The 14,184-nt window shown below is 48.0% G+C and carries 12 protein-coding genes; 9 read left to right on the top strand and 3 right to left on the bottom strand.

Annotated elements, in window-relative coordinates; translation table 11 throughout:
* The first annotated feature begins 3 nt into the window (after window positions 1-3).
* From ACQ5DJ_RS20815 to leuS, 5 genes are all read left to right on the top strand, one after another.
* The gene (locus ACQ5DJ_RS20815; protein ID WP_429844110.1) at window positions 4-597 is read left to right on the top strand and encodes a nicotinate-nucleotide adenylyltransferase; all 594 of its coding nucleotides are present in this window, start codon (window positions 4-6) and stop codon (window positions 595-597) included.
* Window positions 581-1,171: a bis(5'-nucleosyl)-tetraphosphatase (symmetrical) YqeK gene (gene yqeK, locus ACQ5DJ_RS20810; RefSeq protein WP_429844109.1), complete on the top strand. Its 591-nt coding sequence runs from the start codon at window positions 581-583 to the stop codon at window positions 1,169-1,171. The genes ACQ5DJ_RS20815 and yqeK overlap by 17 nt, the downstream gene beginning before the upstream one ends.
* On the top strand, window positions 1,171-1,527 hold the full coding sequence (gene rsfS / locus ACQ5DJ_RS20805; protein ID WP_412843812.1) for a ribosome silencing factor: 357 nt from the start codon (window positions 1,171-1,173) through the stop codon (window positions 1,525-1,527). The genes yqeK and rsfS overlap by 1 nt, the downstream gene beginning before the upstream one ends.
* Window positions 1,528-1,533: 6 nt before the next feature.
* Window positions 1,534-2,283: a class I SAM-dependent DNA methyltransferase gene (locus tag ACQ5DJ_RS20800; RefSeq protein WP_429844108.1), complete on the top strand. Its 750-nt coding sequence runs from the start codon at window positions 1,534-1,536 to the stop codon at window positions 2,281-2,283.
* A 353-nt stretch (window positions 2,284-2,636) separates the two neighbouring features.
* Window positions 2,637-5,054 carry a leucine--tRNA ligase gene (leuS, locus tag ACQ5DJ_RS20795; protein ID WP_429844107.1) on the top strand — a complete coding sequence of 806 codons (2,418 nt, stop codon included), beginning with the start codon at window positions 2,637-2,639 and terminating at the stop codon, window positions 5,052-5,054.
* Window positions 5,055-5,147: 93 nt separating this feature from the next.
* Here leuS and comER read toward each other — a convergent pair whose 3' ends face one another.
* The 3 genes from comER to asnB form a co-directional block, all read right to left on the bottom strand.
* Window positions 5,148-5,981, bottom strand: a complete 834-nt coding sequence (comER, locus tag ACQ5DJ_RS20790; RefSeq protein ID WP_429844106.1) for a late competence protein ComER — start codon at window positions 5,979-5,981, stop codon at window positions 5,148-5,150.
* A 74-nt stretch (window positions 5,982-6,055) separates the two neighbouring features.
* Window positions 6,056-6,760, bottom strand: a complete 705-nt coding sequence (locus tag ACQ5DJ_RS20785; RefSeq protein ID WP_429844105.1) for a helix-hairpin-helix domain-containing protein — start codon at window positions 6,758-6,760, stop codon at window positions 6,056-6,058.
* Window positions 6,761-6,878: 118 nt separating this feature from the next.
* Window positions 6,879-8,804 carry an asparagine synthase (glutamine-hydrolyzing) gene (gene asnB / locus ACQ5DJ_RS20780; protein WP_429844104.1) on the bottom strand — a complete coding sequence of 642 codons (1,926 nt, stop codon included), beginning with the start codon at window positions 8,802-8,804 and terminating at the stop codon, window positions 6,879-6,881.
* Between the two features lie 204 nt (window positions 8,805-9,008).
* Between asnB and ACQ5DJ_RS20775 the strand changes: the two genes are divergently transcribed.
* The 4 genes from ACQ5DJ_RS20775 (at window position 9,009) to holA (ending at window position 14,139) form a co-directional block, all read left to right on the top strand.
* Window positions 9,009-11,411 (top strand): DNA internalization-related competence protein ComEC/Rec2, encoded by a 2,403-nt coding sequence (locus tag ACQ5DJ_RS20775; RefSeq protein WP_429844153.1) that lies wholly within the window; start codon window positions 9,009-9,011, stop codon window positions 11,409-11,411.
* 53 nt (window positions 11,412-11,464) lie between these two features.
* Entirely contained in the window at window positions 11,465-12,010 is a 546-nt protein-coding gene (locus tag ACQ5DJ_RS20770; protein WP_412843818.1) for an RNA polymerase sigma factor, read from the top strand.
* The gene (locus tag ACQ5DJ_RS20765) at window positions 12,010-12,861 is read left to right on the top strand and encodes an anti-sigma factor family protein (protein ID WP_429844103.1); all 852 of its coding nucleotides are present in this window, start codon (window positions 12,010-12,012) and stop codon (window positions 12,859-12,861) included. The genes ACQ5DJ_RS20770 and ACQ5DJ_RS20765 overlap by 1 nt, the downstream gene beginning before the upstream one ends.
* A gap of 240 nt (window positions 12,862-13,101) precedes the next feature.
* Window positions 13,102-14,139, top strand: coding sequence for a DNA polymerase III subunit delta (holA, locus tag ACQ5DJ_RS20760; protein ID WP_429844102.1), 1,038 nt, complete (start codon window positions 13,102-13,104; stop codon window positions 14,137-14,139).
* Window positions 14,140-14,184: the final 45 nt, after the last annotated feature.

Below are 14,184 nucleotides of genomic sequence, written 5' to 3'. Positions count from 1 at the left end.
GCGATGAGACAGCCAATCAAGCAAGTAGGGATCATGGGAGGAACGTTTGACCCGATTCATTGTGGGCACTTGCTGGCGGCCGAACAAGCCAGAGAGCAAGCGGGCCTGGATGAAGTATGGTTTATGCCAACACACGTTCCACCGCACAAAAAGAGAGAGAGTCTGACGCTGGCGAATCACCGCTTGCAAATGGTTCAGCTCGCCGTGTCTGATCACGAGGAGTTTCGTGTCACAGATGTGGAGTTCGCAAGAGAAGGTCCATCGTACACCTATGACACAATGATTCAGCTCATCAGGCAGTTTCCGGATTGCCGTTTTTCCTTTATCATGGGAGGAGATATGGTAAAAATCTTGCCCAAATGGTACCAGTACCAAGAGCTGATTCATATGGTACGCTTTATAGGTCTAGCGAGGCCTGGAACCGAACTAGATCGAGAATCGAGCGAGGACGTCACATTTGTGGAGATGCCAGTTTGGGATATTTCCTCCACGATGATTCGCGAGAAGGCAGCTGCCAGGAAAAGCATTCGTTATCTCGTACCTGATGCCGTGGAGCGCTATATAAAGGAGAACCGAATCTATGAGACTTTTGGATAATCGGGAAGAGCTTCTCGTTCGCGTACGGCAACAAATGCATGAAAAACGCTACAAGCACACGCTTGGGGTGGCTGCGTCAGCTCGCGAGTTGGCAAAGAGATTCGGGGCTGATCCTGACAAAGCCGAGCTTGCTGGATTGTTGCACGATTACTGTAAGTGCTGGCCTGTGGAAAAAATGTTCGAGATTCTCGTTCGCCACGATATGCCTACAGAGCTTTTGGAAGGGGAAAAAGAGCTGTGGCACGCCTTTGCAGCAGCCATTGTGATTCAGACTGACCTAGGTGTAACGGATGCAGATATTTTACAAGCTGTTCGCTACCATACAACAGGTCGGGCTGGCATGTCCCTGTTAGAAAAAGTCGTCTGTGTGGCAGACTATATAGAACCAAACCGGGTTTACCCTGGTGTCGATTTTATTCGCGCCAAAGCCATGCATGATTTGGATGCCGCCCTGGCACTCGCCTTGGGAGGCACGATTCAATTTTTGATAGAGAAGCAAAAGACGGTGTTCCCGTTGACATTGACCGCATATAACGATTTGGTTTCCCGCAAAGGGGGAGAAGGAGGGTTTTGATGGTTAAAACAGTAGAAGATTTGGCACAGTTGGTTGTGAAGGCAGCAGAGGACAAGAAAGCAGAGAACTTGAAGGTGCTCGATATTAAAAAGCTGTCCGTGATCGCAGACTATTTCATGATTTGCCACGGAAACAACGAGCGTCAAGTACAGGCAATTGTTCGCGAAATCCGTGATCAAGCCCACAAAAACGGCTTTGACGTCCGCGGTATCGAGGGAGCGGATGAAGGTCGCTGGGTACTGGTTGATCTGGGCGATATCGTCATTCACGTTTTCCATCGCGAAGATCGCGAGTTTTACAATCTGGAGCGCCTGTGGAAGGACGCAGAGGAAGTTTCCTTCAGCGTGCAAGGGTAAGGACAGATGGCATACGCACATATGGCCGCTGTATATGACAGGCTGATGGCAGATACTCCTTATGACCAGTGGCTCGATTGGGTTGAGCGTCATTGGACAAAGGGAGAGAAGCCTGTGCGGGTCATTGATCTTGGCTGTGGGACTGGCACGATTGCGATCCCACTCGCCAAGCGGGGATACCGTGTTACGGGAGTGGATCTCTCAACAGAAATGCTTGCGATCGCCTATGACAAAATGAGGCAGGAGCAAGTGGATGTAGCGTGGGTGGAGCAGGATATGCGCGAGCTGTCCTTGCCCGAAGCGGATGCGGTCATCTCCTTATGTGATTCATTGAGCTATCTTACAGAGGAAGTGGATGTGCAGGAAACGTTCAAGCGCGTTTTCGCTCATCTCGCGCCTGGTGGGAGTTTTCTGTTTGATGTGCATAGTCCGTACAAGATGCTGCACATTTTCGGAGACGAGACATTCACACATGTAGAAGATGAAGTTTCGTACATTTGGCAATGTTTTTGCGACCCGCTGCGACTGGAGGTAGAGCATCAGTTAACGTTTTTCATTCGTCAGCCAAACGGATTGTACGAGCGGATGGAAGAAGAGCATTGGCAACGGGCTTACCAGCCTGTCCAACTGATGCGCTGGCTGACAGATGCAGGCTTCACAGACATTGTCATCACCGCTGATTACTCGGATATGCCGCCACAAGAAGCGAGTGAGCGCCTATTTTTTTCAGCCCGCAAGCCGAAAAGTTTGACATGATTGGTTCGGATTGACTATAATGGCGTTATAACTACAGATTTCGACGCGTTTAAGAGGATTAGTAGGCATAGGATTCGAGCATTCACAGAGAGTTGACGGATGGTGCAAGTCAACCCGAATCTATCTGAACTCACCTCCCAGCACTTGCCCCCAAGGTCATTCAAGCAATGACTGCGTAAGGGTGAGCGGCTTGTCCACGATACGGATGAAACAAGTGGGTGAATGCATGTCATTTGCCAATCTGGGTGGTACCGCGGGAATGTTAAATAACCTCTCGTCCCTTTCGCAAGAGCGATTTGGGATGAGGGGTTTTCTTTGTTTTTTCACCTATTTCAAGATGGGAGTGCTTTACCATGGTATTCAGTCATCAAAATGTCGAAAAGAAGTGGCAGCAATATTGGGAGCAGAACAAGACCTTCAAAACCTCCGAGGATGAAGGCAAGAAAAAGTTTTACGCACTCGACATGTTCCCGTATCCATCTGGAGCTGGCCTGCACGTAGGACATCCGGAGGGCTATACGGCTACTGATATTTTGTCCCGCATGAAGCGGATGCAAGGATATAACGTTCTCCATCCAATGGGCTGGGATGCGTTTGGTTTGCCAGCAGAGCAATACGCGCTCGATACAGGAAACGATCCGGCGGAATTCACCGAGCACAATATCAACACCTTCCGTCGCCAAATTAAGTCGCTCGGATTTTCCTACGACTGGGATCGCGAAATTAATACGACCGATCCGAATTACTACAAGTGGACACAATGGATTTTTACAAAGCTGTATGAACACGGCTTGGCTTACATTGACGAGGTAGCTGTAAACTGGTGCCCTGCTTTGGGAACGGTTTTGGCGAACGAAGAAGTCATTGACGGAAAAAGTGAGCGTGGCGGACACCCAGTAGAACGCCGCCCAATGAAGCAATGGGTCTTGAAAATTACTGCGTATGCGGAAAGACTCTTGGCTGACCTGGATGAACTAGATTGGCCAGAGAGCATCAAGGAAATGCAACGCAACTGGATCGGTCGTTCTGAAGGGGCAGAAGTAACCTTTGGTATCGAAGGTCATGACGAATCCTTTACCGTCTTTACGACTCGTCCAGACACTCTCTACGGAGCAACTTATGCGGTATTGGCTCCTGAGCACAAGCTGGTTGAGCAAATTACCGTACCAGCTCAAAAAGAAGCAGTGGAAGCGTACCTGGAGCAGGCAAAACGTAAAAGCGATCTGGAGCGTACCGATCTGGCGAAAGAAAAGACAGGAGTATTTACCGGAGCGTATGCGATCAACCCGGTTAATGGCGAGCGTCTGCCAATCTGGATTGCAGATTACGTGCTGATCAGCTACGGAACAGGCTCCATCATGGCGGTTCCAGCGCATGATGAACGCGACTATGAATTCGCGAAAACATTCGATCTGCCAATCAAGCAAGTAATCGCTGGCGGAGATATCTCCAAAGAAGCGTATACAGGCGACGGAGAGCACATCAACTCCGGCATGCTCGATGGCTTGAACAAAGAACAAGCGATCACCAAAATGATCGAGTGGCTGGAGAAGGAAGGCAAAGGAAATCGTAAAGTAACATTCCGTCTGCGCGACTGGTTGTTCAGCCGTCAACGCTACTGGGGTGAGCCAATTCCGATTCTCCATCTGGAAGACGGCACGATGAAAGTCGTTCCAGAATCCGAACTGCCAATCGTATTGCCAAAAACAACAGAAATCAAACCATCCGGTACAGGTGAATCGCCATTGGCAAACATCACGGAGTGGGTAAACACTGTCGATCCGGAAACAGGTATGAAAGCACGCCGTGAGACAAACACGATGCCGCAATGGGCGGGTAGCTGCTGGTACTTCCTGCGTTTCATCGATCCGCATAATGACAAGGCAATGGCTGATCCTGACAAACTGAAAGAATGGCTGCCAATCGACATTTACATTGGTGGTGCCGAGCATGCGGTACTGCACTTGCTCTACGCTCGCTTCTGGCACAAGTTCCTGTACGATATCGGTGTTGTACCAACGAAGGAACCATTCCAAAAGCTGTTTAACCAAGGGATGATCCTGGGTGAAAACAACGAGAAAATGAGTAAGTCCAAAGGCAACGTCGTAAACCCAGACGATATCATCGACAGCCATGGTGCCGACACACTGCGCATGTACGAAATGTTCATGGGACCACTGGATGCTTCGATCGCTTGGTCGACAAAAGGCTTGGATGGCTCACGCCGCTTCCTGGATCGCGTATATCGTCTGTTTGTGGGTGACAACGGTGAGTTGAACGAAAAAATCGTGGAAACCTCCAACGTGGCTAGCATGGAGCGCGTTTACCACCAAACAGTGAAAAAAGTAACAGAAGACTACGAAGGCCTGCGTTTCAATACAGGTATCTCTCAGTTGATGGTATTCGTAAACGAAGCGTACAAAGCAGAAGTTCTGCCGAAGAAATTCATGGAGGACTTTGTGAAAATGCTGTCTCCAATCGCTCCGCACTTGGGTGAAGAGCTGTGGGATAAACTGGGCCACAGCGAGAGCTTGGCATACGAAGCATGGCCTACGTATGACGAAGCGAAGCTGGTTGAAGACGAGGTAGAAATCGTTCTGCAAATTAACGGCAAAAACAAAGAGAAGCTGCTCATCGCTTCTGATTCGACCAAAGAACAGATGGAAGAGATGGCGAAAAACAACGAGATGATTAAAGAAATGATCGAAGGAAAAACGATCGTCAAAGTCATCGCTGTCCCAGGCAAACTGGTGAATATCGTCGTTCGTTAAGAAAAGGACGGGAAGAAATAAGAAGAGGAGTGGAGCCTGTGAGTGACAGGTATCCACTCCTTTTTTCGTAAATCAATGCTTTTTCGTCTTGCGCTAATGCGGCTGATTGCTCAAATTTTGTGCAACGAGTTCCTGGTCCTCGGCAAACTTTGCTTGTGTACGACGAAATACTTGGGTGAAAAGACCGGGAATACCGTCTTGCAAAGGAATCAGACCTTCCCCAGTAATTCCACCGGGCACGCAGACCCTCTTTTGCAGAGTAGGAAGGGTGAACGCTTCTTCGCGTAAAAGATCTGCGATCCCAATTAGCATTTGCGTGGTCATGTAGGTAGCAGCTTCTTCGGAAATGCCCGTTTCTTCAACCGCTTCTTGAATCATTTGTTGCAAAATATAGCTGATAAACGCTGGTCCACAACTGACAATGTCAGAAGTAATTCGTAAAAATGGCTCCGAAATCTCAATAGGGGAGCTAATGTGAGCAAACAGACTTCGTATAAAATGACGTTGTTCCTCATGGATTCGTGATCCAAATTCACATAAGCTGACACCACTCATTACAGCATTTGTTATAGAAGGAACGACTCTGGCAACCGCACATGGAACTTGAGACTCCAAATCCGCAAGCTTGATCGGACTGGTGATCGTAATTAATAGGTGGTCTGGCGTTAAGGCAGGAGCAATTTGTTCGAGCATCACGCTATATTCCAGTGGCTTGACGCACAGCACAATCGTTGTAGCCTCTTTGACTAAATCGGCATTGCTGTGCGCGACAATGAGCCCGGGATATTTTTCTGCCAGTTGCTGCGCCTTCGAAAGGGTTCTGTTGCTGATAATGACATGACCAGGAGCCAGCGCCTTGGCTGACAGCAATGATTCAATCAAGATACTGCCCATGCTGCCCGTACCAATGAACCCAATTCTATTCATGGGCATACCTCCCTCCGATATTCTTTTCCCATTCTATGTAGGAGTGTCTATGATCATGACCGTATGCTGAGCACTCATTGTACCACCAGCCGATCCTTTATCCGTGCAAACATCTTCTCGCCAATTCCTTCAATCTGTTTCAGGTCATCTGCTGAACGAAATGTTCCTTGTTTTGACCGGTAATCCACGATTGCCTTGGCACGCGCTTCTCCAATCCCAGGAAGGCTCATTAGCTCTTCGACAGTTGCCGTGTTGAGATTAATGGCTGAGGAGGCACCAGTGGTGGATCTGCTGGTAGCAGATTGTACAAGGCCAATGGATGCGGAGACTGGCGCGGTGGCCCCTTTAGCTGGGATGACAAGAGCAGCTCCATCTGTGAGCGGCGCTGCCAAGTTGATCTGGACAAGGTCAGCATTAGGCAGTGCTCCTCCTGCTTTTTCGATGGCATTTGCGACTCGCGTACCTGGTTCGAATTGATATAAACCGGGATTTTTCACCTGCCCTTTTACATCGACATAGAGAGGAGGGGGCGGTGGTTGCTGATCTTTATCTTTTTCCAGTGTCGCTTTTTCAGATTTGGCAGGTTGAGTAGTTGCTGAATTATCTGTTAGTTCTTTTGTTTCAAGATTCGATGCTACATAAGCAGGAGAATGTAACGGTAGTTCGTCAGTCTTATGCGATTGGTCGCGTTGATAGATCCAATAGCTACTACCGACAACCAGAACGGCCGCAGTCAGCAAGATGATACGACGATAACGCTCCCACCATTCCAGCACCATAACAAAAACCCTCCCGTCCTTCACATAGCGATACGTTCATAGAGTGAACTTGTTCTCTATCAACGATGCTACGAAAAGTAAGAGAGGGTCTGCAAATCTATTTATTGTGTTTTCGCTGTTAGCCGATATGCAGCAGCGAATTTTTTTTGCGGCGAAGGTCTACATTCGGGCTGACATAAGGCTCGAAATTGTGCTTCTGCTCAATGAAGATTTGATGCCACAGCATGAAGACCAGGATCGTCCAGATTTTGCGACTGTAATCCGCATTTCCTTCGCGGTGTTCATCGAGCATGTACAGCACATAGGCCTTATTGATCAAATTATCCACCTTGGATTCGAAAATGATCTCTTTTGCCCATTTGTAAAATTCGTTTTTGAGCCAATGACGAGTCGGAACAGGGAAGCCCAGCTTCTTTCTCGTTTGGATTTCAGGTGGTAAGAAGTCTTTCATCGCTTCACGAAGCACGTGCTTGGTCGTACCGTTGGCAATTTTGTACTTCGTTGGAATGGTAGCGGCGAATTCGAATACCTTCAGATCAATGAAAGGCACTCGCAACTCCAAAGAATTGGCCATCGTCATCTTGTCGGCCTTCATCAAAATGTTGCCTCTGAGCCAAGTGTGAATGTCCAAGTATTGCATCTTGGTCACATCGTCATATTCGGAGGCGCGTTTGTAAATCTCTTCTGTGATGGTGAAAGGAGATACATACGATTCCGAACGGGTGATATCTTCCATGACGACACGCTTTTTCATCTCTTCGCTGAAAATCAGTGCGTTTCCGAAGAAGCGTTGCTCAACCGTTTTTGATCCCCGGATGAGGAAGTTTTTCCCTTTTACCTGATCGGGAAGGCGTTCTGCCATGTATCCGATGGATTGGCGCATCCAGCCAGGCATCCCGGAAAACATTTTGAGAGAATGAGGCTCTCTATAAATATTGTATCCGCCAAAAAATTCATCTGCACCTTCACCAGACAATACGACGGTTACGTGTTCACTCGCCATCTGCGCTACAAAATAGAGCAGGATGGCAGATGGGTCCGCTACCGGTTCGTCCTGATGCCAGATAAGTCGTGGCAATTCATCCATGTACTGCTTGGCGTTTATCACGCGTTCGAAATGCTCCGATCCCAAATACCCGGCGGTTCGCTTCGCATAATCGAGCTCGCTGTAACCAGGAATATCTGAACCGACAGAAAAAGATTTGACTGACTCAAATGTACGCAGCATTCCAACGATACTGCTAGAGTCAACACCACTAGACAAGAAGGCTCCACGAGAAACTTCGCTAATCCGGTGTTTGTCGACAGATTCGAGCATGACACTGCGCGTACCCTCAACGAAATAAGAGAACGGCTTGCTTTCATCAGGCTTGAATTCTACATCCCAGTATCTTTCCAGTTTGATCTGGTCGTTTTCAATCACGAACGAGTGCGCAGGCGGTATACGGTAAATGCCAGCAAACATCGTGTCAGGATCAGGTACATATTGGAACGTCAAATAGTGATAAAAAGCGGTTGGATTCACTTCACGGGTGAATCCTGGCAGCTCCAGCAAGCTTTTAATCTCACTGGCAACCCCGATCGAATCATTCGTCTCGACATAGTAGAGAGGCTTGATTCCAAAATGGTCGCGTGCCCCAAACAGACGTTTTTTACGGGAGTCGTAAATCGTAAAGCCAAACATCCCGCGCAAATGCTTAGGTGCATCTGTTCCTACCTCTTCATAAAGGTGGAGGATGGTTTCAATATCAGAATCGGTATGGAAAACGTGACCGATGTCCTTTAACCATTGCTGTAACTCTTTGTAATTGTAGATTTCACCGTTACCAATAATCCAGATGTCACGTGTTTCGTTAAACAGCGGTTGATGTCCGCCTTCCACGTCAATGATGCTTAAACGACGAAAGCCCAGGGCGATGTTGTCTTCAAGGTGAAAACCATCGTCATCTGGACCACGGTGCAGGATGACACCCGTCATTGCACTAATCGCTTCTTGTTGAACAGGCTTTTGCCGCTTGTTATAGAGTGATACGATTCCGCACATAAGAAATGACTCTTCCTCTCACTGGATTGCTCCTGCTAACTCTATCATGTATCGACCATCAGCGCAATCTCTTATGAGTGCCAGTAATTGACCTCGAAAACGCTGATTCTACAAGGGAATTAGCCTTTCTTCTTTTCTATTTTTGTCCCCATTCGGTTAGATATACTCCCTTAGGAGACCATGAATCGTTCGACAAAACAGTTCATGAAAGAACAGGACGGGGGAATTGCATTGTCAGTATGGATAGCAAGCCTAGCGATGATGATCGGCATCATTCTGTCCGCCTATTTGCATCCTGCTTGGCTGCTGTTGGCTGCAGGCGCATCAGGGGTATTCGTTGCATGTATCCCGTTACCATACCGCAAATTCGTTGCATGCTACTCACTGATTACTATTCTAGCAGGTCTCTTTTTTTATGGGTACGTGACTCTCCACAGCAGTGAAGTGAAACCAATGGCAGAAAGGGAGCAGAGCATCTGGATAGAGGGTGTCATTGATTCACCTGTGAGACGGGATGGGGATGTAGCACGATTTTTTGTTACGATAACATCCTGGGGTGAAGATCAGCCTGATCAGAACGAGCATTGGTCTCTGGAAAAAATCGCGCTTCGTGTGAAGCTTGCTTCTTTCCAGGAAGCAGCACAAATAGAGCATTGGAGACATGGCAGTGTTATCGTGGCTCCGATCCGATTATCCTTACCAGCAACTGCGCGTAATCCTCATGCCTTCGACTATGCCAGCTATTTGTATTGGCAAGGTGTCCATGTTACGGGGGAAACAAGTTATCAAGCGATTGATAGGAGACCTGCTTTTTCCGTGTCGGCGAGCTTTCAAGAATGGCAGGACTCTGGTGCCAAGCGAATTGAAGCATTATTTACAGATTCAGAAACAGCGGGTTACATGAAGTCGCTGCTGCTTGGTCTTGGACAAGAGGTGAACCCTGAGCTTGCGGCGATGTATTCGAATTTGGGCTTAAGTCATATCCTCGCGATTTCCGGTTTGCATGTAACATTGGTTAGCTCCATGTTTATGTGGTGTTTGGAACGGATTGGAATCAGACGCAGACTCGCATTTGTCGTAACGATTTTGTTTTTGATCGGGTATGTGCTTCTGGTGGGAGCCAGCGCGTCCGCGATCCGATCTGGACTGATGGGGAGTGTGGGTCTTCTCTGTCAAGTATTAGGAAAGAGGTTGGACGGCAAGGACGTCTGGGCAGGTGCCCTCATTCTGATGCTGGTAGTGAATCCTTATCAGCTGTGGCATGTCGGTTTTCAGCTTTCCTTTGCGGTGACACTTGGTCTGATTATTTTTGTGCCATACAGCTTGCATGTGTTTGTGCGGGTACCCGTTTGGATTCGTACACTTGTGGCGGTTACTTTGTCAGCCCAGCTCGTTTCTTTTCCGTTTCTCATCTACCATTTTCATTTGTTTTCACCTGTGTCTTGGCTGGTCAATTTGGTAGTGACTCCGATTCTCTCGGCTATAGCACTACCGTTCGGGTATATCGCGGTTGTCCTCGACTTCGTCCACCCGTTTTTGGCCGTGATCCCTGTTTGGATATCGACGGCTATGCTGAAATGGATTCATCTCCCGTTGTTTGCTATTGAAAAAATGAGGCTCCCTTTCACATATTGGCCGCATCCTTCGTGGTGGTGGCTTGTTTTGTATACCTGCTTTTTAGTAGTTCTGCCCATTTCATGGAGGTTGGGCTATCATCGAAAGCGTGATATAATGCTTTCTTTCGTTATATTTCTCTTGTTCATTGTAGCAGCTAGACAGCCGTTTTCAGGAGTCGAAGAAGTGCGAATTACCTTCCTTGATGTCGGACAAGGGGATTCCATCGTTGTCGAAATTGGTGATCAGAAGGTATACTTAATGGATGCGGGTGGGACAATGCGGTTCCCAGCTGCTGAACCATGGATGGAAAAGCGTGACCCATTTGAGGTGGGGAAAGACGTCGTTCTGCCGTTTCTGATGGCCAGAGGAATCGAGAAAATCGACCGCGTCGTCATGACGCATGGCGATCTGGATCACATCGGGGGAGTAAAATCGCTCATTCCTCATTTTTCTTTTGGAGAGGTATTGGTGAATGGGACGACACCTTCCAAATTAGAGGGCGAGATTGTCCAGCGTTTTCAACAAGAAGGAGTTCCGATTGTAACAGGGCTCCCGGGTCAATCTTGGTCAGATGGGCCGGGAATCGAGTGGAAGTGGCTGCATCCGGGTGATTCAACCTTCTCAGGAAATGATGCATCCGTTGTACTCCAGCTGACTGCTTTCAACAAGACTGTATTGTTTACGGGTGACATTGAAAAGGATGGGGAAAGTCAGCTTGTTCAAAACGGTTTGACTTCTGTGGATGTTTTGAAAGTAGCCCATCATGGAAGCAATACCTCGAGCACCGAAGAGCTCCTTGCAGTCACAGCACCAAACGCTGCTGTCATCTCTGCCGGGGTGAAAAATCGGTACGGGCATCCAGCGTCCGAAGTACTACATCGCTTAAAGAAATCGGGTTCCGCCGTGTACAGGACTGATGCTCATGGAGCGATTACGCTGGTGATTACACCTGCGGGATTATATTGGCAGACCCAAATATTGGATACATAATCTGTTTGCAACTTTTTCAATGAGCGAACCGTCTGTAGGGGGGAGAAGAGAATATGCAAGAAGCAGAGCTGATCAGGATGGCGCAATCCGGGGATCATGACGCGCTAGTCGAACTGCTTCGATCTATTGAGACCTCCGTTTACCGAAGCGCTTATTACATTCTAGGGAACGAACAAGACGCGCTTGATGCGTCCCAGGAAGTCCTCATTCGAATTTATCGAAAGTTGGACACCTATCAGGAAAAAGCAAAGTTCTCTACCTGGGTACAACGCATCGTTAGCAACGTCTGTATGGATAAATTTCGCGCGAAGAAGGAAACGGTCTCAATTGACGAGCACGAGTTGATCATTCCTGATCGTAACAACGTAGAAGAAGAAATCCTTCTCACCGGGCTGTCGAATGACATCCAGGAAGCCATCGGAAGATTGCCAAAGCAATATCGGATGGTTGTAGTACTCCGCTATCTAGAGGATTTGTCCTATCAAGAAATAGCGGAGGCACTAGATTTGCCGCTTAACACGGTAAAGTCGTATTTATTTCGGGCTAGGCAACAGTTACAGGAGCTGTTGTACGACTACCAGAAAGGGGGGATCGGTTGATGACCAACGAAGAGATTTTTGAACTCATGCAGCGGGATCTGGATGGAGATCTGTTGGAGTCAGAGCAGCAATTGCTCCAGCGTTTGATTCGAAAAGATGCTGAACTGCAGCTTATGTACAACCGTTTGAAAGATGTGTCACAACAATTAGAACATCTGCCCCCTGTCGTACCTCCGTTCAGCATCGTAGATTCTATCCTGCCCAAGCTGGAATCAGCCGCTGCAAAGCCTGTTGCGGTGAAATCTACGGTGAACGAGGATATCCTGCCCACTCTGGAAGTTAAGCGCGAGACGTCTTCGCTGCCGGAATCAAAAAAGTGGAAGCGGATGAAAGTGTGGATGGCCAGTCTTGGTAGTACGGCCGTCGCTGCCAGCTTATTGGTTGGCATGCTGTTTTCGGGCGGTGATGGTAAGAAGCATGAAGTCGATTCGTTCCAGAACGGAACGGACATGACGCCAGCGGTCGTGGAACAAACAAAAATTCCAGACGATCCTACTCCTCCAAGCAATAATCCAATATCATCGAATCCAAAAGAGGAAGAGGACAAGACCAAAAAGTCTACTGGAGCGGCTACTCAGACGAAGAGTAAAAAGCCACCGGCAAAGAACGTTCAAAAGCAAACACCGCCACCGAAGAAAACGAATCCGACACCGCCACCAAAGAAAGCTGTACCTCCAACGCCAGTAATGACAGAGGATCAACCAACGGGATGGCCGATCGGACTGGACGAGAATCCGGACAGAGAAGACAAAGAACCTGCTAATGACGATAAGGATGACGGCGGGGGCAAGCAAGAGGAGAAAGACAAGGGGAAAAATAAAGAGAAGAAAAAAAATAAAGATAATGACTAACATTTTTCCGCGTATGGACCGGCACCGCTTGCGGGGATTTTGCGTATAGTACATTATCAAGCACCCCCTGCTTACCGTTTGGGGAAGAGGAATCCCGGGGCTTTTCCCTAAACGTTTACATAGAGGTGCCAACGGATGAAAAAACCGCTACTGATTCACTGGTGGCGGTTTTTTTTCGCTTTGCTCTGATCAACATGTGCTATAATAACGCAGGTAAGAAGAAGGAAAGGGGAGAAACGTATGCCACTCCTATCGGCTATTCGCGAAATACGGCAAAAACAATTCTCGCCGATCTACGTTTTATACGGTCCGGAGTCTTTTCTGGCCGAAGATTTTTTGGCGTTGGCTCGTAAAGAAATGATTGATCCAGAATTTATGGATTTGAATATGAGTGTGTATGATTGTACCGAAACAGGATTGAGTGAAATTCTGCAGGATGCGGAAACCTTGCCGTTTATGGGCGAGCATCGATTGGTGATTGCCAGACAAGCCTACTTTTTAACAGGAAGTAAGCCTTCGACTAAGGTAGAAAGTGACCCAGATGCTCTGCTCGATTATTTGCAAAATCCGCCTCCTTACACCACACTTATTCTACATACAGAAGCTGACAAGCTCGATGAACGAAAAAAGCTGGTCAAAACACTGCAGCAAAAAGCGAAAGTGATCCCTTTTCCGTTGTTAAAAGACGGAGATTTGTACGGCTGGGTAGAGCGGCATGCGGGTAAATACCAGGCGAAAATCGATCGTCAGCAAGCCATGAAGCTTGTGGAGCGAGTAGGAGCCGAGCTGCGTCTTCTGGACAAGGAAATCGAAAAGATGGCACTGTTTGTCGGAGTGGGTGAAAGCATCACGGACGACGTCATTGAGCTGCTCGGAGCACGTACGCTGGAACAGGATGTATTCGCGCTGATTGAACAGGTCGCTTCGGGGAGATTGGATAAGGCGCTTAGGATGATGTACGACTGCATGAAAACAGGAGAGGAGCCGATCAAGCTGCTGGCTCTCTTAGCGAGGCAGTTCCGCATGCTGCTGCATGTCAAGCAATTGGCACCGCGTGGTTATTTACAGCAACAGATGGCAGGTATGATAAAAATGCATCCTTATGCGGTGAAAAAAGCAATGGAGCAAGCGCGTCATTTTTCTGAGGAGTCGTTGAAAAAACTGCTGGGCATTCTGGCGGAAGAAGATTTTCGGATGAAGTCAGGGCAAGTGGACAAGCGTCTCGCCCTCGAATTATTCATTGCACGTGCACACGACGAACGAACAAATCGGTCATGACATTTATTACAGTAAAAAAACCCCTAGAACAAAATGTTCACGGGG

The organism is Brevibacillus sp. FIR094, from assembly GCF_050477165.1.
Classification (GTDB): Bacteria; Bacillota; Bacilli; order Brevibacillales; family Brevibacillaceae; genus Brevibacillus.
This window is presented reverse-complemented; position numbering and strand designations above follow the sequence as displayed.

Excerpts from the sequence above, each read along its gene's own strand:
- ACQ5DJ_RS20815 (WP_429844110.1), top strand. The coding sequence starts at position 4 with ATGAGACAGCCAATCAAGCAAGTAGGGATCATGGGAGGAACGTTTGAC.
- yqeK (WP_429844109.1), top strand. The coding sequence starts at position 581 with ATGAGACTTTTGGATAATCGGGAAGAGCTTCTCGTTCGCGTACGGCAA.
- rsfS (WP_412843812.1), top strand. The coding sequence starts at position 1,171 with ATGGTTAAAACAGTAGAAGATTTGGCACAGTTGGTTGTGAAGGCAGCA.
- ACQ5DJ_RS20800 (WP_429844108.1), top strand. The coding sequence starts at position 1,534 with ATGGCATACGCACATATGGCCGCTGTATATGACAGGCTGATGGCAGAT.
- leuS (WP_429844107.1), top strand. The coding sequence starts at position 2,637 with ATGGTATTCAGTCATCAAAATGTCGAAAAGAAGTGGCAGCAATATTGG.
- comER (WP_429844106.1), bottom strand. The coding sequence starts at position 5,981 with ATGAATAGAATTGGGTTCATTGGTACGGGCAGCATGGGCAGTATCTTG.
- ACQ5DJ_RS20785 (WP_429844105.1), bottom strand. The coding sequence starts at position 6,760 with ATGGTGCTGGAATGGTGGGAGCGTTATCGTCGTATCATCTTGCTGACT.
- asnB (WP_429844104.1), bottom strand. The coding sequence starts at position 8,804 with ATGTGCGGAATCGTATCACTCTATAACAAGCGGCAAAAGCCTGTTCAA.
- ACQ5DJ_RS20775 (WP_429844153.1), top strand. The coding sequence starts at position 9,009 with ATGAAAGAACAGGACGGGGGAATTGCATTGTCAGTATGGATAGCAAGC.
- ACQ5DJ_RS20770 (WP_412843818.1), top strand. The coding sequence starts at position 11,465 with ATGCAAGAAGCAGAGCTGATCAGGATGGCGCAATCCGGGGATCATGAC.
- ACQ5DJ_RS20765 (WP_429844103.1), top strand. The coding sequence starts at position 12,010 with ATGACCAACGAAGAGATTTTTGAACTCATGCAGCGGGATCTGGATGGA.
- holA (WP_429844102.1), top strand. The coding sequence starts at position 13,102 with ATGCCACTCCTATCGGCTATTCGCGAAATACGGCAAAAACAATTCTCG.